The organism is Aeromonas sanarellii (assembly GCF_000820085.1).
Taxonomy (GTDB): Bacteria; Pseudomonadota; Gammaproteobacteria; order Enterobacterales; family Aeromonadaceae; genus Aeromonas; species Aeromonas sanarellii.
Genome location: NZ_CDBN01000098.1, coordinates 100710 through 119056, shown reverse-complemented (window position 1 = coordinate 119056; position 18347 = coordinate 100710). Strand labels below are relative to the sequence as shown.

General features: G+C 62.9%; 18 protein-coding genes. 10 read left to right on the top strand and 8 right to left on the bottom strand.

Features of this window, described 5'->3' with window-relative positions; all coding sequences use genetic code 11:
• Window positions 1-45: 45 nt before the first annotated feature.
• The 5 genes from BN1132_RS18835 (at window position 46) to deoD (ending at window position 4866) form a co-directional block, all read left to right on the top strand.
• Entirely contained in the window at window positions 46-216 is a 171-nt protein-coding gene (locus tag BN1132_RS18835; protein ID WP_010673027.1) for a XapX domain-containing protein, read from the top strand.
• Window positions 217-607: 391 nt separating this feature from the next.
• A complete protein-coding gene (deoC, locus tag BN1132_RS18830; protein WP_042079346.1) occupies window positions 608-1381 on the top strand; it encodes a deoxyribose-phosphate aldolase in 774 nt (257 codons plus the stop codon).
• An 83-nt stretch (window positions 1382-1464) separates the two neighbouring features.
• Window positions 1465-2796, top strand: coding sequence for a thymidine phosphorylase (gene deoA, locus BN1132_RS18825; protein WP_042079345.1), 1332 nt, complete (start codon window positions 1465-1467; stop codon window positions 2794-2796).
• A 14-nt stretch (window positions 2797-2810) separates the two neighbouring features.
• Window positions 2811-4019: a phosphopentomutase gene (locus tag BN1132_RS18820; RefSeq protein ID WP_042079344.1), complete on the top strand. Its 1209-nt coding sequence runs from the start codon at window positions 2811-2813 to the stop codon at window positions 4017-4019.
• 133 nt (window positions 4020-4152) lie between these two features.
• Entirely contained in the window at window positions 4153-4866 is a 714-nt protein-coding gene (gene deoD / locus BN1132_RS18815; RefSeq protein ID WP_042079343.1) for a purine-nucleoside phosphorylase, read from the top strand.
• Between the two features lie 290 nt (window positions 4867-5156).
• Here deoD and BN1132_RS18810 read toward each other — a convergent pair whose 3' ends face one another.
• From BN1132_RS18810 to BN1132_RS18800, 3 genes are all read right to left on the bottom strand, one after another.
• On the bottom strand, window positions 5157-6101 hold the full coding sequence (locus tag BN1132_RS18810; RefSeq protein WP_084203127.1) for a DUF2950 domain-containing protein: 945 nt from the start codon (window positions 6099-6101) through the stop codon (window positions 5157-5159).
• Window positions 6098-7801, bottom strand: coding sequence for a DUF3300 domain-containing protein (locus BN1132_RS19225; protein WP_052447054.1), 1704 nt, complete (start codon window positions 7799-7801; stop codon window positions 6098-6100). The genes BN1132_RS18810 and BN1132_RS19225 overlap by 4 nt, the downstream gene beginning before the upstream one ends.
• 404 nt (window positions 7802-8205) lie before the next feature.
• Window positions 8206-8841, bottom strand: coding sequence for an AhpA/YtjB family protein (locus BN1132_RS18800; RefSeq protein WP_042079342.1), 636 nt, complete (start codon window positions 8839-8841; stop codon window positions 8206-8208).
• A gap of 179 nt (window positions 8842-9020) precedes the next feature.
• Between BN1132_RS18800 and serB the strand changes: the two genes are divergently transcribed.
• Window positions 9021-10025, top strand: a complete 1005-nt coding sequence (gene serB, locus BN1132_RS18795; protein ID WP_042079341.1) for a phosphoserine phosphatase SerB — start codon at window positions 9021-9023, stop codon at window positions 10023-10025.
• Between the two features lie 28 nt (window positions 10026-10053).
• Complete coding sequence (locus BN1132_RS18790) at window positions 10054-10959, top strand: alpha/beta fold hydrolase (RefSeq protein WP_042079340.1); 906 nt, start codon at window positions 10054-10056, stop codon at window positions 10957-10959.
• A gap of 59 nt (window positions 10960-11018) precedes the next feature.
• Here the strand turns inward: BN1132_RS18790 and BN1132_RS18785 are convergent, their stop codons facing one another.
• Window positions 11019-13385 (bottom strand): PilZ domain-containing protein, encoded by a 2367-nt coding sequence (locus BN1132_RS18785; protein ID WP_042079339.1) that lies wholly within the window; start codon window positions 13383-13385, stop codon window positions 11019-11021.
• Between the two features lie 100 nt (window positions 13386-13485).
• Between BN1132_RS18785 and radA the strand changes: the two genes are divergently transcribed.
• On the top strand, window positions 13486-14850 hold the full coding sequence (gene radA / locus BN1132_RS18780) for a DNA repair protein RadA (RefSeq protein WP_042079338.1): 1365 nt from the start codon (window positions 13486-13488) through the stop codon (window positions 14848-14850).
• Between the two features lie 63 nt (window positions 14851-14913).
• Here the strand turns inward: radA and BN1132_RS18775 are convergent, their stop codons facing one another.
• Together BN1132_RS18775 and BN1132_RS18770 are read right to left on the bottom strand one after the other, a co-directional pair.
• Window positions 14914-15303: a PilZ domain-containing protein gene (locus BN1132_RS18775; protein WP_042079337.1), complete on the bottom strand. Its 390-nt coding sequence runs from the start codon at window positions 15301-15303 to the stop codon at window positions 14914-14916.
• 102 nt (window positions 15304-15405) lie between these two features.
• Window positions 15406-15888: an Rsd/AlgQ family anti-sigma factor gene (locus BN1132_RS18770; RefSeq protein ID WP_042079336.1), complete on the bottom strand. Its 483-nt coding sequence runs from the start codon at window positions 15886-15888 to the stop codon at window positions 15406-15408.
• A 338-nt stretch (window positions 15889-16226) separates the two neighbouring features.
• Here BN1132_RS18770 and hupA point away from each other — a divergent pair, with 338 nt between their 5' ends.
• Window positions 16227-16499, top strand: coding sequence for a nucleoid-associated protein HU-alpha (gene hupA / locus BN1132_RS18765; protein WP_005305063.1), 273 nt, complete (start codon window positions 16227-16229; stop codon window positions 16497-16499).
• A gap of 113 nt (window positions 16500-16612) precedes the next feature.
• Window positions 16613-17038, top strand: coding sequence for a hypothetical protein (locus BN1132_RS18760; RefSeq protein ID WP_042079335.1), 426 nt, complete (start codon window positions 16613-16615; stop codon window positions 17036-17038).
• Between the two features lie 74 nt (window positions 17039-17112).
• Here the strand turns inward: BN1132_RS18760 and BN1132_RS19820 are convergent, their stop codons facing one another.
• A complete protein-coding gene (locus BN1132_RS19820) occupies window positions 17113-17262 on the bottom strand; it encodes a hypothetical protein (RefSeq protein WP_084203124.1) in 150 nt (49 codons plus the stop codon).
• Between the two features lie 2 nt (window positions 17263-17264).
• Window positions 17265-18251 (bottom strand): tRNA dihydrouridine(20/20a) synthase DusA, encoded by a 987-nt coding sequence (gene dusA, locus BN1132_RS18755; RefSeq protein ID WP_042079334.1) that lies wholly within the window; start codon window positions 18249-18251, stop codon window positions 17265-17267.
• Window positions 18252-18347: the final 96 nt, after the last annotated feature.

The window sequence follows — 18347 nt, the reverse complement described above, 5'->3', positions numbered from 1 at the left end:
TTTCCTTTCTAGACTAATAATAAAATGAGTCAAATCGGAGGTTCTATGAATGAAGTGCTACTGGCAATGGCGGCCGGCTTTATCGTTGGGGTGTTGTTTTCTTTCCTCAAGTTGCCGATCCCGGCGCCTCCCGTACTGTCCGGGGTAATGGGGATTGTGGGGGTGTATCTGGGAGGGATTGCCTACTCCTGGATCCTGACCCGCTTCTTCTCCTAAAGCACCTTACAGTGCTGGATTTGCCGGGTGTGAGGTACCTCTGAAATTGGCAAATCCGGCTTGCAAACACGGGGTATCTCGGCTGAAATAGGCGATGCCAGCAGGGTGCTGGCATTGACTAATGCCCGATGAATTCGGGTGTTGGCGGTCAAATGGAATTGATTGGGAAGTCGGGTCAGACCTTGTCTGCCTTTCTCAAGTCTTCATGGAACCAAGTCCGCACTTTTGTAAGAAAGTGACAGGGCTCTTGCCTTATTTGCAGCCGTATTGCCTGTGCATTTGCGCTGCAATTCCATATCCCGTTGCTCCGGGAGCGTCTCTTGCCGACCCTCAGTGTGCGGTGACGGCCGTTCGCGGGTGATGGGGCTTATCAAGACTTTGGAGACATAGCATGACTGATCTGAAACTGGCCGCCCAACGTGCCCTGAACCTGATGGACCTGACCACCCTGAACGATGACGACACCGATCAGAAGGTGATCGATCTGTGCCGCAAGGCCAAGTCCCCGGCCGGCCTCACCGCCGCCGTCTGCATCTATCCCCGTTTCATCCCCATCGCGCGCAAGACCCTGCGTGAGATCGGCGCCGCCGACGTGCGCATCGCGACCGTGACCAACTTCCCCCACGGCAACGACGACATCGAGATCGCCGTGGCCGAGACCCGTGCCGCCGTCGCTTACGGTGCCGATGAAGTGGACGTGGTCTTCCCCTACCGTGCCTTCATGGCTGGCAATGAACAGGTCGGTTTCGATCTGGTCAAAGCTTGTAAGGAAGCCTGTGGTGCCAAGGTGCTGCTGAAGGTGATCATCGAGACCGGCGAGCTGAAAGAAGAAGCGCTGATCCGCCGCGCCTCCGAGATCTCCATCGACGCCGGTGCCGACTTCATCAAGACCTCCACCGGCAAGGTGCCGGTGAACGCGACCCCGGAAGCGGCCCGCATCATGATGGAAGTGATCAAGGCCAAGGATCCGAAAGTCGGCTTCAAGCCGGCGGGTGGTGTGAAGGACGCCGCCGTGGCCGGTGAGTACCTCGCCATGGCCGAAGAGATCCTGGGCAAGGACTGGGTATCCGCCCGCACCTTCCGCTTCGGTGCCTCCAGCCTGCTGGCCAGCCTGCTGGCAACTCTGGGGCACGGCGACAAGCCGGCCAACACCAGCGGTTACTAAGCGACGGCAGGGGGCGGTGCGCCGCCCCCTCTTAGGATCCTGTTCGGTCTGTGTTCGTGCGTGACGCACGGAGGGAATGAAAGATGTTTTTGCCTCAAGAAATTATTCGCAAGAAGCGCAACGGTGAAGCGCTCAGTACCCAAGAGATTCAATTCTTCATTCAGGGCATTACCAACAACACCATCGGCGAGGGGCAGATCGCGGCGCTCGCCATGGCGGTCTACTTCCAGGACATGACCATGGACGAGCGGGTTGCCCTGACCTGCGCCATGCGCGACTCCGGCATGGTGCTGACCTGGGACCACCTCAATCTGGGTGGCCCCATCGTCGACAAGCACTCTACTGGTGGCGTGGGTGACGTCGTCTCCCTGATGCTGGGCCCCATGGTCGCCGCCTGCGGCGGTTTCGTGCCGATGATCTCCGGCCGTGGCCTGGGCCACACCGGCGGTACCTTGGACAAGCTGGATGCCATTCCCGGCTATCAGACCTCGGTGGACAACGATCGCTTCCTGAAGGTGGTGAAGGAGGCCGGGGTCGCCATCATAGGCCAGACTGGCGATCTCGCCCCGGCCGACAAGCGCATCTATGCGGTGCGCGACATCACGGCCACCGTGGAATCCATCGCCATGATCACCGGCTCCATCCTCTCCAAGAAGCTCGCCTCCGGGCTCGAAGCGCTGGTGATGGACGTGAAAGTGGGCTCCGGCGCCTTTATGCCGACATTTGAAGCATCTGAAGAGCTGGCCAAGAGCATAGTCGCGGTGGCCAACGGCGCCGGCTGCCGTACTTCTGCCTTGCTGACCGACATGAACCAGGTGCTGGCCTCCAGCGCCGGCAACGCGGTGGAAGTACGCGAGGCGGTGCGTTACCTGACCGGTGCCTATCGCAACCCGCGCATCCACGAAGTGACCATGGCCCTGTGCGCAGAGATGCTGATCTCCGCCGGCCTGGCCCAGAGCGATGCGGAGGCCCGTGCCAAGCTGCAGGCGGTGCTGGACAACGGCAAGGCTGCCGAGATCTTCGGTCGCATGGTGACCGGCCTCGGCGGTCCCGCCGACTTCATCGAGCGCCACGACAGCTATCTGCCCAAGGCCGCCATAGTGCGCCCCGTCTATGCCGCCAGCAGTGGTTTCGTGACCGCCATGGATACCCGCGAACTGGGCCTGGCCGTGGTCGCCATGGGTGGTGGTCGCCGCGCCGCCAGCGACAAGCTCGACTACGCCGTCGGTCTGACCGACTTTATCCGCCTGGGTCAGAGCGTCGAGGCTGACAAGCCGCTCGCCCTGATCCACGCTCAGACAGAGGCTCAATTTGCCGAGGCAGCCCGCATGGTGCAGGCTGCCGTCAAGATCGGCGACACCCGACCCCAGGCGCTGCCCGAGGTTTACCGTCGCATCGGTCTGGCTGATTTGTAACAAGGGGAAGTCCCATGAAACGTACCTTTATTCTGATGATGGACTCTTTCGGTATCGGCGCTGCCGCCGATGCCGACAAGTTCGGTGATGTGGGCGCCAACACCCTTGGCCATATCGCCAAGGCCTGCGCCTCCGGTGAGATCGAGGGCCGCGGCCCTCTCAATCTGCCGAACCTCAACAAGCTGGGTCTGGGTCACGCGGGTGAACTCGCGAGCGGCACCTTCCCGGCCGGGTTGAAGAAGGATGTCGAGGTGATCGGCGCCTACGGCTTCGCCCAGGAGCTCTCCTCCGGCAAGGACACCCCGTCCGGTCACTGGGAGATCGCCGGCGTGCCCGTGTTGTTCGAGTGGGGCTATTTCCACGATCACCACAACAGCTTCCCGCAGGAGCTGCTGGACGCCATCGTCGAGAAGGCCGGTCTGCCCGGTTACCTCGGCAACTGCCACGCCTCCGGCACCCAGGTGTTGGATGATCTGGGCGAAGAGCACATGCGCACCGGCAAGCCGATCCTCTACACCTCTGCCGACTCCGTGTTCCAGATCGCCTGCCACGAAGAGACCTATGGCCTCGAGAAGCTCTATGAGCTGTGCCACATAGTGCGCGAGCTGCTGGAGCCCTACAACATCGGCCGCGTCATCGCGCGTCCGTTCGTGGGCAGCGGCAAGGGCAACTTCAAGCGCACCGGCAATCGCCACGACTACTCCGTGCTGCCGCCGGCGCCGACCGTGCTGGACTACATGAAGGAGGCGGGTGGCCAGGTGGTTTCCATCGGCAAGATCGCCGACATCTATGCCCAGCAGGGCATCACCAAGCAGGTGAAGGGCACCGGCCTGACCGAGCTGTGGGACCGAACCCTGGAAGAGGTGAAGGCCGCCGGTGACAACACCATCGTCTTCACCAACTTCGTGGACTTCGACTCCTCCTACGGTCACCGCCGCGACGTGAAGGGCTACGCCGATGCGCTGGAGTACTTCGACTCCCGTCTGCCCGAGCTGTTCGCGCTGATGCAGGATGGCGACGTGGTGGTGCTGACCGCCGACCACGGCTGCGATCCGACCTGGAGCGGCACCGATCACACCCGCGAATACATCCCTGTGCTGTTCTACGGCAAGCCGGTCAAGGCGGGTTCCGTTGGCCGTCGCGAGACCTTCGCCGACATCGGCCAGAGCATCGCGGCCTACCACGGTCTGCCCAAGCTGCAATACGGCACCAGTTTCCTGTGATGCCGACCCGGGGCGGACCTGCCCCGGAGGCAAAGGGGATCTGTTTCCTGTAATGCACCGGCCCGTCACCGCGAGGTGGCGGGCAACCCAATAAAGACAATAAAACTCAACCTAGTGTGAAGGAATAAAGAGAATGGCAACTCCTCATATCAATGCGAAAGATGGCGCCTTTGCTGATACCGTGCTGATGCCGGGCGACCCCCTGCGTGCCAAGTACATCGCCGAGACCTTCCTGGAGAACGTCGAGCAGGTGTGCGACGTGCGCAACATGTACGGCTTCACCGGCACCTACAAGGGCCGTCGCATCTCCGTCATGGGCCATGGCATGGGCATCCCGTCCTGCTCCATCTACGCAAAAGAGCTGATCACCGACTACGGCGTGAAGACCCTGATCCGCGTGGGCTCCTGCGGTGCCGTGCGTGAAGACGTGAAACTGCGTGATGTGGTGATCGGCATGGGCGCCTGCACCGACTCCAAGGTGAACCGTCTGCGCTTCAAGGATCACGACTTCGCCGCCATCGCCGACTTCGAGCTGGTGGCCAATGCCGTGCAAGCTGCCAAGAACAAGGGCGTGGCCGTGCGCGTGGGCAACATCTTCTCCGCCGACTTGTTCTACACCCCGGATCCCTCCATGTTCGACGTCATGGAAAAGTACGGCATCCTGGGTGTCGAGATGGAAGCCGCCGGTATCTACGGCGTGGCCGCCGAGTACGGTGCCAAGGCGCTGACCATCTGCACCGTTTCCGATCACATCCGTACCGGCGAGCAGACCACCTCCGAAGAGCGTCAGCTGACCTTCAACGACATGATCGAAATCGCGCTGGACTCCGTGCTGCTGGGCGATTGATCCCCGGCTTCGGCTCCATACAAAACGGCGACCTGGGGTCGCCGTTTTTTTATGTCTCATTGGGGATGCAAGCCTAGAGGGCTGGTTGTGCCACCTAGGTTTCCTGGCCTCAATCAAGAGAGTAAGGCCATGAAATGAAAGCATATGCTTACCCAATCGATCTTCATTCTGCTCCCAAGCATCGGGTGGGTCAGCGAGGGACCGACCGGCCCCGCGTCATCTTCTGTGATCTCCATGACGCTGCTCTCGGCCCATGTTAGCTGCCAAGCTCCTAGGGTAGATAAAGTGCCCTAATCCCCCTCAGCGCTAACCACCAGCGACCAGCTCTTGTCGGGATCGAACAGCTGGATCGCCTCGACGGCGGTGGCCGTATCGGCCCCGAGATCCTTTTGATACACCCGTCCCTCGTGATTCACCATGAAGGTCATCACCCCGCTGGTGGCATAATCGGCAGGCCAGGCGAGCAGGGCGACACCGTCTCTTAACTGCCCTTCGACAAAGTACTCTTTCTTGCCCCCATTGGCAGCGGCTCCCTGGGCATACAGGATACGGTAGTAGTAGCCATGATAGGGGGTGCGTTGACCGACCACGGCCCTGTAGCCCTCGGCCGCGGCACGGACGACCTCCTCTCCGGCCGGGCTGGCTGGTTCACCCTCGCCAACGGGCCAATAGAGCCCATTGTGCTGTCCTGGATCACTACGCAGTTTTGCCGCAAAGAGTCCCGCAGGCTGGCCATCATGCCCCAGGGCGGCGTACTCCAGCTGTGCGTCGATAAAGCCACGGCACACCGCAATGGCCCCCAGCTCATTGCGACCGATGCGGCGATAGACGATCTCTTTGGCTCCGGCGGCGCCATCGAGATACCACTTGCCATTTTCGGCCACGAGGGGGATGGGCAGTGGCCAATCCGACTCCCCCACGACCAGGATCATTTTATCCCTGCCTTCGGCCACCAGTTGGTGCTTGCTCTTGAAGCTCGCGACGAAGGCGGAGCGATCATTGGCATCGGCCACCTCATCCCCCGAAGTGACGGCCTCCTCACTATTTTCACCGAGCAACAGCGTCAGTGCGGCGACGTCGTTCTGCTCCAGGGCCGTGATCAGGGCCTGCACCGCCTCATCCGGGGTCGCGAAGGTGCGCTGCGCCATGGCGCTCGCATCGCTGGCGCAGACCAGGGCCAGCAGGGCCAAACCCCATGAGGGGGCCCAACTCCATTTCAACAAACGCTTCATCATCGCGTACTCCGTCTGGGTTGAGTGGTGCGCCCTGTACGCGCGCTACTGGCCACGCTTTCGCGGCCACGTTGGCTGGCGGCGCGTTCGGTTCTGCCCGAGTTATGTACCCCTTGGAAGGCACTCCTCGAGGTTGAGGCCGAGGCCACAGGGGCTCTGCGCGCCGCCGTCTGTGTCGCACTCTTGGTGTGAGTGGTGCGTGGTTGGACATAGCCGCGGTCACGTGCTCCTGCGGTTTGTGGCGTGATTTGCGGGCGCTTGACCCTGTTTCCCGCGTAGTCGCCCTGGCGCGGCGTGCGCTGGGCCACATTCGCCTCCCTGTTCGCCTGTCTGGCGTCGCGCGTCACCTTGGCATTGTCGCCTTGGGGTTGGCGGTTGGCTCCCGCATAGCTTCCCTTCGGGGCGGTTGCGCGAGCCTCCCGGTTCACCTCGTTGACGGCGCGCGGTGCGCCGGCGTATTCGCCTTTAGGCTGGCGATCGGCCCCCGCATAAGTCCCCTTGGGTGCTGCGTCTCGTTGGACCGCCCCTACCGCGTTATTCAGTGGACGCTGTGCCTGGGTCGCCAGCTCAGGGCGGTTGGGGCGCGCCGCCGTGATGGGGCTGTCGGCCTGGCGCAGGTAGTTGTTGGGGCCGCGCTCAAACTTGTTGAAGTAATCGTCCCCCTTGGCGTTGATATAAATATTGTTGTTGGAGCCCCGCTGATAGTTGACCGGACGGTTGTAGCCACTGGTGGGACGAAAACCGTTGCCATAGTTGGGGTTGTAACGATAGGGGACGTAACCGCTGGGATAACCTGCTCCCCACCTAGGGTAATAGGGGTGATAGTCGTCCTCATAGTCATCGTCGTTGAAGACTTCGTTGACCAGCATGCCCGCACCAAAGGCGAGCAAGCCCGTCAGGACCATATCATCGCGGTCGTATTCATCATCGTCATCGCTGTCATGGTCGTGATCGTCATGCTCCACCACTGTCGTGGTCGTTGTCGCAGGCACGGTCGTTGTCGTGGTCTCTGTGGTCACCGGTGCCGGCCCGGCAGCCGGCGCGCTATAGACGGCGGTTGGGTCGTATTGCGGGGCATAAATGACGTCAGGGTTGGCAGGAGCAATGGTGACGATCTGCTGATTGTTCTGTTCATCTTTGGCGACGTCCATCTGCTCGGAGTCTTTCAGGTTGCCCACCTCCATTGCTTGCTGGCGCAGGCGCTGAACGGCAGCCAGAACGCCCGGCTCATCGGCCAGGAAGGCACTGCCCAGCTCGGTCGTCCACTCCATCTTCAAGCACATCATGTCCATGACGGTCGGGAAGTGCATCAGCGACATGGTTGGCGGCGTAAAGCCCAGCGGCGCAATGGCGGCTGTCAGCTCCTTCCCCTTGAGACTGGGGTGGGCGACCAGCCAGTTGCCGGCATCGAGCACCTCTTGCGGATTGGTGGCGCTGGCCAGCACCTGAGCCAATAACGCATCCGGGTAGAGCGCTACGGGTGCAAGCAGGGTCTCAAGCGCCTCTGGGGTATATTTCGATGCTTGCGCGTTAACGGGCTGCCCTTGCGGTGCGACCGCTGCACTGGTGGTGCTGGCGGCCGAGACCGCGTTGGGCTGAACACTTTGCGCGACGGAAGGCGGCTCCTCTTTGCAGGCAGCCAATCCCGTGCTGAGGGCGAGCATGGCTGCCAACACGCTCCGGCGAAATAGGGGTTGCTTCATGACTGTGCTTCCTTCTGCTGGAGTGGCTGATGCACCCCTTGCCTGATGATTTGCATAAATGTGGTATCTCATCGCATTCAAGGCGGGCGTTTCATACCGAAAACATAAACCACGAATCGAGATCACACCCAACGCCGGCAGGAAAGGCGTGAAAAATTCGAGTGCGCCTGTCTCAGGCTATGCCTGGCACCTTAAGGTGAGCAGAATCAGATGGGCAGACAGTTGAACGCCGGTGCAGCGCTGCTGGCGGGATAGCCTGGTCAGGCAACGGCGGCATGAGGTGAGCGAGGAGAGGTCACTTCGTTGACGGGCGTTTCGGCGACGACGGCGGTGCCAGGCGCCTCGATACTCCGCTCGATAGTCATCTCGAGCAGTTGAGGGGGACGGGTATCGCGAGCAGTACCTTATTCGATGCCAGGCGGTGGGGCATTGTCGCCTGTCTGGGGCGGTGCCGGGCGTTTCTTGTGCTTGCGCACCCGCACGTAGTTGCGGCGCACCCCGTAGGAGATGAGCAGGCCGGCCAGCAGCATCACCAGCAGCATCAGCCGCTGCTTCTCCTGGCTTATCTTGAGCTGGGTGTCCTGCGCGGCCAGCAGCTTCTGCTCCTCCAGGGTGATCCTCAGGTAGCCCAGGGTCAGGTTCCCCTCCAGGATCTCCTGGACGAACTGGATGCGCCCCTTGCCCTGCTCCGGCAGGGACTTGTTGTCGGTGCCGATGGGCAGCAGGCTGTCCAGCGGTACCGCCTGATCCGACTGGGCGAGGGGGATGCCGCGGGCGTCGTAGAGGGTGACATCCAGGATGTCGGGGTCGGCGGCGAGATCCTGCGCCAGCCGCTCCAGCTCGCTCTCCTTGTCTTCCTTGATCCAGCGACCCATGTCCCGGGCGGCATAGGCGACCAGCGCCTGGGCCCTGTCCCGTGCCGCACTGTGCAGCGCGGCCTGGCTCTCTCCCTGCATGTGGATGAGCAGCACCAGCACCCAGAGGCCGAGCAGGATCCCTGCCGCCAGACTGATGACTCGTTTGATGGGAAGGTGACGCACAGCACAGAGCCTCTGGTGGTGAATGAAGGAGGGGCCGGGTTTCCGGTGGCCCCTCGGCGGGGCCGGGAGGGGCCTGCGGCACCGCAGGCGGGATCTTGGCGCTTGCCTGTACAAAAAGCAATACGCTACTCTGGGCCGGCATGATGAACCCCATGATTTCCAAGGAAGGCGTCTCTCTTATGTTGTTGTCCCAACTCCCCCGCTCCCTGCACGACTGGTCCAGTGCCCTGTGCAGCGCGCCCTGCTGGCAGCTCACTCCCGAAGCCCTGCTGCCTGCGTCCCGTGCCCACGATGGCGCCTGGCTCGTCCTGTTTGGCAGGGCGCTGGACGCCGGCCATCTGGGGCGGCTGGCCAGGCTGCTGGCCAGCCACGAGGTGGAGGCCAGTCTCTATCCCGTGGGGGAGCAGGCCGGCATCCCCCTGCTGCTGCTCGGGGCGAGCCGCTTCTCCCCTGAACTGGTGCAGGAATTGAAAGCCCAGGAGTGGGACATCGATCTGTGCCACCTGCCGACCCTGCCCACCCTGGGGGAACCCGGTTTGCTGGTGATGGACATGGACTCCACCGCGATCCGGATCGAGTGCATCGACGAGATAGCGCGGCTGGCGGGCGTGGGCGAACAGGTGGCGGCCGTCACGGCGGCGGCCATGCAGGGCAAGCTGGAGTTTGCCGACAGCCTGAGGGCCAGGGTGGCCCTGCTGGAAAGGGCACCGGTCACCATCCTCGACGAGGTGGCGGCTAACATGCCCTGGATGCCCGGCTTGCCACTCATGGTCGATACCCTCAAACAGGCGGGCTGGAAGGTGGCGATCGCCTCGGGCGGTTTTACCCGGTTCGCCGGTCAATTGCAGCGGGAGCTTGGACTGGACGCCGTCTTCGCCAACGAGCTGGCGGTGGAGGGGGGTCTGCTGACCGGCAAGGTGAGCGGCCCCATAGTGGATGCCGCCGTCAAGGCCGAGGTGCTGCAGCGGCTCGCGGCGGAGCACGGCATCGCCGCCAGTCAGACGGTGGCTGTCGGCGATGGGGCCAACGATCTCAGGATGATGGGGGTGGCCGGTCTGGGCATCGCCATCCACGCCAAGCCACTGGTGCGTGCCCAGGCGGCGGCCACCCTCAACCACCACGATCTGGAAGGGGTGCTCTGCCTGCTCGGCGCGCTGGCCTGTCGCGACCGGCGCTGGGGCTGAGCAGGCTCAAGGAGGAGCTGAAAGCAAGATGGAACTGTTGCAACAATCCCTGTTCGTCCCCTGCGGCGAGCATCGACTGCACGTACGCCACATCCAGCCCGGTGTTGCGGTGCATGCGGATCCCATCCTGATGGTGCACGGCGCCATCGAGAACGGCCGCATCTTCTACACCGAATCCGGCAAGGGGCTGGCCTGTTTCCTGGCACGGCACGGCTATCAGGTGTATGTGGCGGATCTGCGGGGGCGGGGGCTCAGCACCCCGGCCATCGCCGAACGGGCCGGTCACGGCCAGCATGAGCTGATCACCGAGGATCTGCCTGCCCTGCAACGCTGGGTCGCCGCTCGCCATGCCGGCGCCAGGGTGCACTGGATGGCGCACTCCTGGGGGGGCGTCATCATGGCCTCGACCCTGGTGCGCTTCCCCGCGCTGGCCGACCAGATAGCCAGCCTGGTGTTTTTCGGCACCAAGCGGGGGGTCTCGGTGCAGAATCCCGAGCGCTGGTTGAAGGTGGATCTGATCTGGAACCGGCTGGCCCCCTGGTTGGCGCGCCATCGCGGTTTTCTGGCCGCGCGCCGGTTGCGGATAGGGGCGGACGATGAGCCGCTGCGCTACCTGCAGGAGACCATCCCCTGGGTGAAGTGCGGCCCCTGGCAGGATCCGTTCGATGGCTTTGCCTACGGGGAGGCGGCAGCCAGGGTCAACTGGCCGCCGCTCTGGATGATCTCGGCCAAGGCCGACAAGGTGCTGGGTCACCCGACCGATGTGCGCCGTTTCAGCGACGAGATGGGCTCGGCCACCCGTCATACCCGCCTCGGGCGGGATAACGGCAACCGGCTCGACTACGACCACATCAACATGCTGACGGCGCCCCAGGCCCAGGAGGATCACTTCCCCGAGATCCTGGCCTGGCTGCTCAACCCGCAGGCGGCCTGAGACGGACAAGGGCGGCCCCGGGGCCGCCCTTGTCGTGAATGGCGCTCGCCCCGCCAGGGTCAGTGCGCGGCGATGCCGAGCCGGAACAGGGTGGCCTGGGTGGTATCGGTCAGCTCGCCCACCCCCACCACGCTCCACAGCTCCTCTTCCAGCTTCTTGGCCTTGTGAATGGCGAACTTGGCGATGTAGTCCAGCTCGTTGGCGATGAAGCTGGTGTCCGGCCGGCCGGTGCGGGAGATGCCGACCAGCACCGAATAGAACTCACCCTGCTGCCGGGCCGACTCGATGAAACGGCGTTTCTGCTCCACCGATGCAAAGCTGCTGGCAAGCTGGCTGCGAAACAGGGGCGCGCCCCCCTTGGTGTGCAGGCCGGCGATATAGACCTCCTCCTCCTCCGGCTTGTCTTCCCGAAGGATGGTGCGCAGGGGGGCGAGCAGCAGGATCTTGAGCAGGGAGCCCTGCAGCAGGGGGTAGAGGTTCGCCTGCCCCTCCCGCTCGGCGCAAGCCTGCAACAGGCCCGCGAGACTGCGCGGCCTGGGGGCCAGCCCCAGGGCGGCGGGGCGGGGCGGCCCGTTGAGCTTGTTCACGTAGACAGGGGTGTTGAACAGGTGGTGGGTATAGAGGTTGCGCAGCGCCCTGGCCATGCCACGGTAGCGCTTGTGCTCCCGGGTGGTCTTGAGCTTGTTCTGGTTGCTCTCTATCAGCAGGCTGAAGAACTGGTGGCCGATGTGGCGCTCCGCCACCCCCTCGATGCACAGGTGCAACACGGTTCGACTCTGGTTGAGGCTGACCAGCCGGTAGGGGAGACGCTGCAGATCCATGTTCCTGGCGAGATCCTGCAGGCGGGGCAGGGCGACCTGGAGTATCTCCCCCTTCTCGCCGGCAAACGGCTCCTCCAGCTCGATCTGCATGCCGTGGGCCGAGATGTCGCGGGTCCAGCCGAGCCAGGCGCGATCCTGGTGGCGGACCACGATGGCCGTCTTGTGGACGTAGCGGGCCTCCTTGCGCAGTTGCACATAGTGCAGCGTCTCTATTTCGAAGGGGACCGCATGAATGTCGTGGCCGAAGCGTTGCAAGTCGTTGGCGTTGTGCGCCTGGCGGCTGTCGAACCGGAATTCCTCGCGCTGATTGTCGAGCCCTATCTCCTGCAGCATGCCCACGTAACCCAGCTGGTCTAGCCGCTCGCGCAGCAGCCTGTCCTGCAGCTGGTGCGTCCCTCCCGGCTGGTTGTCGAGATCGGCCTCGGCCAGGGTGCAGGCCTCCAGGCTGAACTTGTAGACGCGCCAGCTGGGGCGGCGGGCGCCTACCTGGAAGAACAGGGTGGTCAGCCCGCTCTGCTCCAGCTCTTCCCGGGTGGCGGAGAAGAAGTAGAGGTGGCTGCGTACCGAGTGGGTGAAGCTGTAGATCAGGGTCTCTCGCAGCCCCCCCCTGTCCGGCAGCAGGGAGGGCATCCGCGCCGCCGTGAAGAGGGTGGCGAGCATGTCGCGGTTCTTGGCGTCGCGCCAGTACTCCAGGATGTGCTGGTTGTTTTCGGTCCGCAGGGCGATCTCGAGGGCCGGGGCACTGCCCTTGCCGAAGAAGAGCGGCATGCCCGTCATGCGCGGCAGGTAGAACTGTTCATACCCCTTGATGATGGCGGCCGACAGCAGGTAGTCGACGCTGACCCGGTAGCGGTTGCGGTTGTGTTCGATGAAGTCGCGCAGGAAGCTGTCGAAGGCGGGGTGCTCGCCGCTCTTCACCAGGCGGAGCCAGTACTTCCCCTCTTTCTGCTCCTCCCCCAGGATCTGGTAGCCGATCGACTGGCGCAGCACGGGGTGAGGGTGTTCGCGCTCCAGGCCGGTGAAGAAGACCTCGATCTGCTCGCCGGTCTGATACTCGGGCAGGTAGGGCACCGAGACCCGGATCCCGCCGAGGGAGATATCCGAGCTCTTGACCTGCAGTTTCTCCCCGCTCGCCAGGTGCAGCACCATGGGCGAGCTGAAGTGCATCCGCTCCTCCTGCCTGCCGTAGTGGCTGGCGAAGGGGATGGCGTTGACCTCGAAGGGCTGAAACGGATTGAGCGGCAGGGAGAGGTGCTCGCTGCGCCCCTGATTGAGCCTGTACCAGGCTTGCAGTGCCTCGTAGACCCCCAGGGTATAGGCGTCCCGGTAGAGGTAGCACTGGGATTGAAACAGCTCGATGGCCTCGGCGGGCATGAAGTGGGTGACCCCCTCGAACTCGTATACCTGGCAGAGGGCGCCGAGCTCGTTGCGCATGTCGATCACGCGTCGGCAGGGGGTGCACTTGCGCTTGAGCTCCATCTTCAGCAGGAAACGGCCGTTGGTATTCTCGTTCTGGGTCAAGCGGTTGAAGATGTCGTCGAAGTCCTTTTCCCGAAGCAGGGGGACAAGCTGTTCTATCAGGTGTAGGGGCTGTTCTGAATCCATGTATTCCTGCCGCGGAAAGTCACTTTTCCGATTCTGGGTTTGATCTGTCGGTCGCAAACCAGTATATCAAGCAGGAATTCATCCTGTCCCCGAGTTATCCATGGCCAAAAACAAAACCGCCTATGTTTGTTCCGAATGTGGAGCCGACTTCACCCGCTGGCAAGGTCAGTGCAGCGAGTGCAAGGAGTGGAACACCATCACCGAGGTGAGGTTGGGGGTCGCGACGCCCGGCAAGAGCGCCCGCTACACAGGTTATGCCGGTGCCGTCGGCAGCCAGGTGCAGACCCTGGCGGAGATCGCCACCACCGAGATCCCCCGTTTCAGCTCCGGCTTCAAGGAGCTGGACCGGGTGCTCGGCGGCGGCGTGGTGCCCGGCTCGGCCATCCTCATCGGCGGCAATCCGGGGGCGGGCAAGTCGACCCTGCTGCTGCAGACCATGTGTGGCCTGGCGCAGCGGATGAAGACCCTCTACGTGACCGGGGAGGAGTCCCTGCAGCAGGTGGCGATGCGGGCCGGCCGGCTGGGCCTGCCCACCGATCGGCTGCGCATGCTGTCCGAGACCAGCGTCGAGCAGATCTGCCTCATCGCCCAGCAGGAGCAGCCGCAGATCATGGTCATCGACTCCATCCAGGTGATGCACGTGGCGGACGTGCAGTCCGCGCCGGGCTCCGTCTCCCAGGTGCGCGAGTCCGCGGCCCTGCTCACCCGCTACGCCAAGCAGAACCACGTGGCCATCTTCATGGTGGGCCACGTCACCAAGGATGGCACCCTGGCCGGCCCCAAGGTGCTGGAGCACTGCATCGACTGCTCCGTGCTGCTGGACGGGGGTCATGACTCCCGGTTCCGTACCCTGCGCTCCCACAAGAACCGCTTCGGGGCGGTCAACGAGCTCGGCGTGTTCGCCATGACGGGGCAGGGGATGAAGGAGGTGAGCAACCCCTCCGCCATCTTCCTCAGCCGGGGGGAGGAGCAGGCCCCCGGCTCCATCGTCATGGTGATCTGGGAGGGCACCCGCCCGCTCTTGGTGGAACTGCAGGCGCTGGTGGACTACTCCCAGCTCTCCAACCCGCGCCGGGTGGCGGTGGGTATGGATCACAACCGCCTCGCCATGTTGCTGGCGGTGCTGCACCGTCACGGGGGGCTGCAGATGGCGGATCAGGACGTCTTCATCAACGTGGTCGGTGGCGTCAAGGTGGAGGAGACCAGCGCGGATCTGGCGCTGCTGCTGGCCATGGTCTCCAGCTTCAGGGATCAGGCCCTGCCCAAGGATCTGGTGGTGTTCGGCGAGGTGGGGCTCTCCGGCGAGATAAGGCCCGTGCCCTCCGGCCAGGAGCGGCTGCAGGAGGCGGCCAAGCACGGTTTCCGCCGCGCCATCGTGCCCCACGCCAATGCCCCCAAACACCCCATTGAGGGGATGGAGGTGGTGCCGGTGAAGAAACTCTCCGATGCCCTCGAGGCCCTGTAGCCGATGGCGGTCGACAGACAATGAAAAGGAGCGCCTCGGCGCTCCTCTGTGTATCCGCGCCTCTCAGGGCGTCGTCGGCGGGACGTGCTCCCTGTGTTCTTGCAGCAACTGCTCGAGCTCGCGATGGAGCAGCTGCTCTTCCCCGATGTTCAGCTCGATCATCCGCTTGAGGTGGGTGGCGCTGTCGATGTCGATGTGGTGGCAATAGAAGCCCAGCTTCTTGCTGGCCTCGTGGGTCAGCTCGACCTGCATCTTGATCTCGATGTCGCTGCCCCCCAGCACGAAGCAGATCTCGAACTCCTTGTCGTCGCTGGCGACCCAGTCCTCGGGCCTGAGCAGCAGGGCTCCCTGCAGGGAGACATCGACCAGCTGGGTGCGCCACTGGTGTTCACCCTGGGTGAGCCTGGCGGCGGTCAAATAGAAAATGCGTGTGAAGTGGCGGCGCTCGGCCATGGTCGTCTCCGGTCTGCGTGCGAGCACAGTGCTCATCGTTCATGTTCCAGAGTGTAATGTAGCTGGCGCATCAGGATGTTGAACTGGCTCCGGTATTGGATATCAGACCCGCTGATGGCTGAGGGATTCCACCACCTGCAGCGCCTTGACCAGGCGGTCTTCCTGCTTGAACCTGTCTTCCAGCACGGGGCCCAGCTGGTTCAGATCCTCGTCGAGTTGCAACAGCTGTGCCTCGTCGGCATTGCTGTACTTGTCGTTGAACTCCAGCGCGAACTCGGTACAGGCCCGGATGTGGGGGTAGATGCGTTTGGCCAGCTCCAGCTTGTCGCCGCTGGCCTGCTCGAAGGCGGTGACCACGTGGTTGTAGATCTCGAAGTGGCCGGCGCTGACGTAGTCGACCAGCTGTTCGCAGAAGCGTTGCAGCTCGATGTGACCGGGAAGGGATCGCTGCTTGGACTTGGTGGGCATGAGCCCGGCCAGTCGCATGTACTCGACCAGCAACGCCTGTCTGGCATCGAGCCAGTCGTCTATCGCTCTGTGCTTTCCTGCCAGTGCGCGCTTGGTGTTTTCCAGTTCAGTTAACATAGTCCCTCCATGGGCATGGCATGCGGCACTCTGGTCGCACACCTCCGGTCATTCTCATCGACTGACGACACTCCTATAACTAGGGAAAATCCTGTTGACCGTCAATAGGAGTGTAGGGATATTGTTACATCAGGCTGGGGGCTGCATACAAGTCTCCGCCGGTTTCGCGCGCCGTGTCGCCCATCTGGGTGACAAAGGGGCGAGATATGTGACTATTTCCGCAGATCTTGATGAAAACCCCAGCATTCAAGCCAATCCGGCTGATAAAGCCTTTGCCTGAGTGTTTTTTTTTGAATAGAGTGGCCCGGTGCTAAATGCCCGATCATAAAGGAAATGTTATGAACAAAGCTCAACTTGTCGATGCAATTGCCGCCAAAGCAGACCTGAGCAAAGCTCAGGCCAAAGTCGCTCTGGAAGAGATCATCAATGGTATTACCCAGAGCCTGAAAGAGGGCGATGCCGTTCAGTTGGTGGGTTTTGGTACCTTCAAGGTCAACCATCGCGCGGGCCGCACCGGTCGCAACCCGCAGACTGGCAAAGAGATCCAGATTGCAGCCGCCAATGTGCCGTCCTTTGTGGCAGGCAAGGCGCTGAAAGACGCCGTCAAGTAATCGCGTAAAGTAATCAAATGAAACCCGGCTCATGCCGGGTTTTTTCTTGCCATCTTCGTTAGAATTTGTTTCAGATACACTCAGGATATGGCATGCGCTGTAGTGAGGTGGATATGGAACAGAAGAATGCCATTCGGCAGGTGGCCGTACCCTGGGCCCCCTCTCGTCAACTCCCCCCCGGCCTGGTGGTGGCCGAGCTGCATCAGGACATCTGGAGCGACACCCTGACCATCATGCTGGGCCGTGCCCGCAGCATAGACCTGCCGCCGCAGCCCCTCTGCCGGGTCAATTTCCGCCACATCTTCGCGGTGCGGGTGATGGAAGACTGCGATCTGGCGGAAGGGCGCGACAGCCACGTCATCGAGGAGCAGATCCAGCTGATCATCCCGTCCCGCTTCGCCAGCTGGTTCCATCAGGAGTCCGATGGTCTGCATCTGGACGAGGACTTGCAGCATTACCGCATCTCGACCTGGGATTACTGCGCCGACGTGCTGACCTCGTCCCCCCCCGAGCTGCAGTTCGTGGCGCCGGAGGAGTGAATCGGCCCCCCCATTCCCGTCAAGGAAACAAAAAAAGCCGGCGCATCGCAGCGCCGGCTTTCCTGTCTGGGGTGTCAGCCCAGCAGCTGATCCCGGTGCAGGCCCAGCACGATCAGCAGCCCGATGAAATAGAAGGCGCTGAGCTTGATGCCCAGGATGGCGAGCAGGCCGGCGCAGAGGCGCACCAAGGCCTTGTGCAGCCAGGAGCCGGTGAAGCGATACATGGTTACTCCACCGACTCGGCGCTGGCGAATTCCGGCACCTTGGCCATGGCGTCCAGCACCACCTGGATGCCGGCGCCCGGCTTGCAGGCATTCTCGCTCAGGTGACGACGCCAGGCGCGGGCGCCCTGCATGTTCTGGAACAGACCCAGCATGTGGCGGGTCATGTGGGAGAGGTAGTTGCCCTTGGCCAGTTCCTGTTCGATGTAGGGCAGCATCATCCGCACCACCTCGTGGCGGCTCGGCACCTCGCCCGCCAGGCCGAAGATCCGGTTGTCGACCTCGGCCAGGAGGTAGGGGTTCTGGTAGGCCTCGCGCCCCATCATGACACCGTCGAGGTGTTGCAGGTGTTCGAGGGACTGCTCCAGGCTGGTGACCCCGCCGTTGATGGCGATGGTCAGATCCGGATAATCCTGCTTGACCCGGTAGACGCGGGGGTAGTCCAGCGGCGGGATCTCGCGGTTCTCTTTCGGGCTCAGGCCGCTCAGCCAGGCCTTGCGGGCGTGGACGATGAAGGTGTCGCAGCCGGCGTCGCGCACCTGCTCGATGAAGGTCTGCAAAAACTCGTAGGAGTCCTGCTCGTCGATGCCGATGCGGGTCTTCACGGTTACCGGGATCTTGACCACGTCGCGCATCGCCTTGACACAGTCGGCCACCAGGGCGGGCTCGCCCATCAGGCAGGCACCGAAGCGGCCGTTCTGGACACGATCCGACGGGCAGCCCACGTTGAGGTTGATCTCGTCATAGCCGCGCTCCTCGGCCAGTTTGGCACAGCGGGCCAGATCCGCCGGGTTGCTGCCTCCCAGCTGCAGGGCGAGGGGGTGTTCCTGCTCGCTGTAGCCCAGATAGTCCCCCTTGCCATGGATGATGGCGCCCGTGGTCACCATCTCGGTATAGAGCAGGGTCTGGCGGGTCATCAGACGGTGGAAGTATCGGCAATGCCGATCGGTCCAGTCCAGCATGGGGGCGATGGAAAAGCGCTGCGCCTGCATAAAAATCATCCGGGTTGGCCAAACAAGGGGGCGGATTCTACCACAACGTGAGACAGGCTCCGAAAATGAATTTTGTCGCCGCGCCGGGAAGGCCCT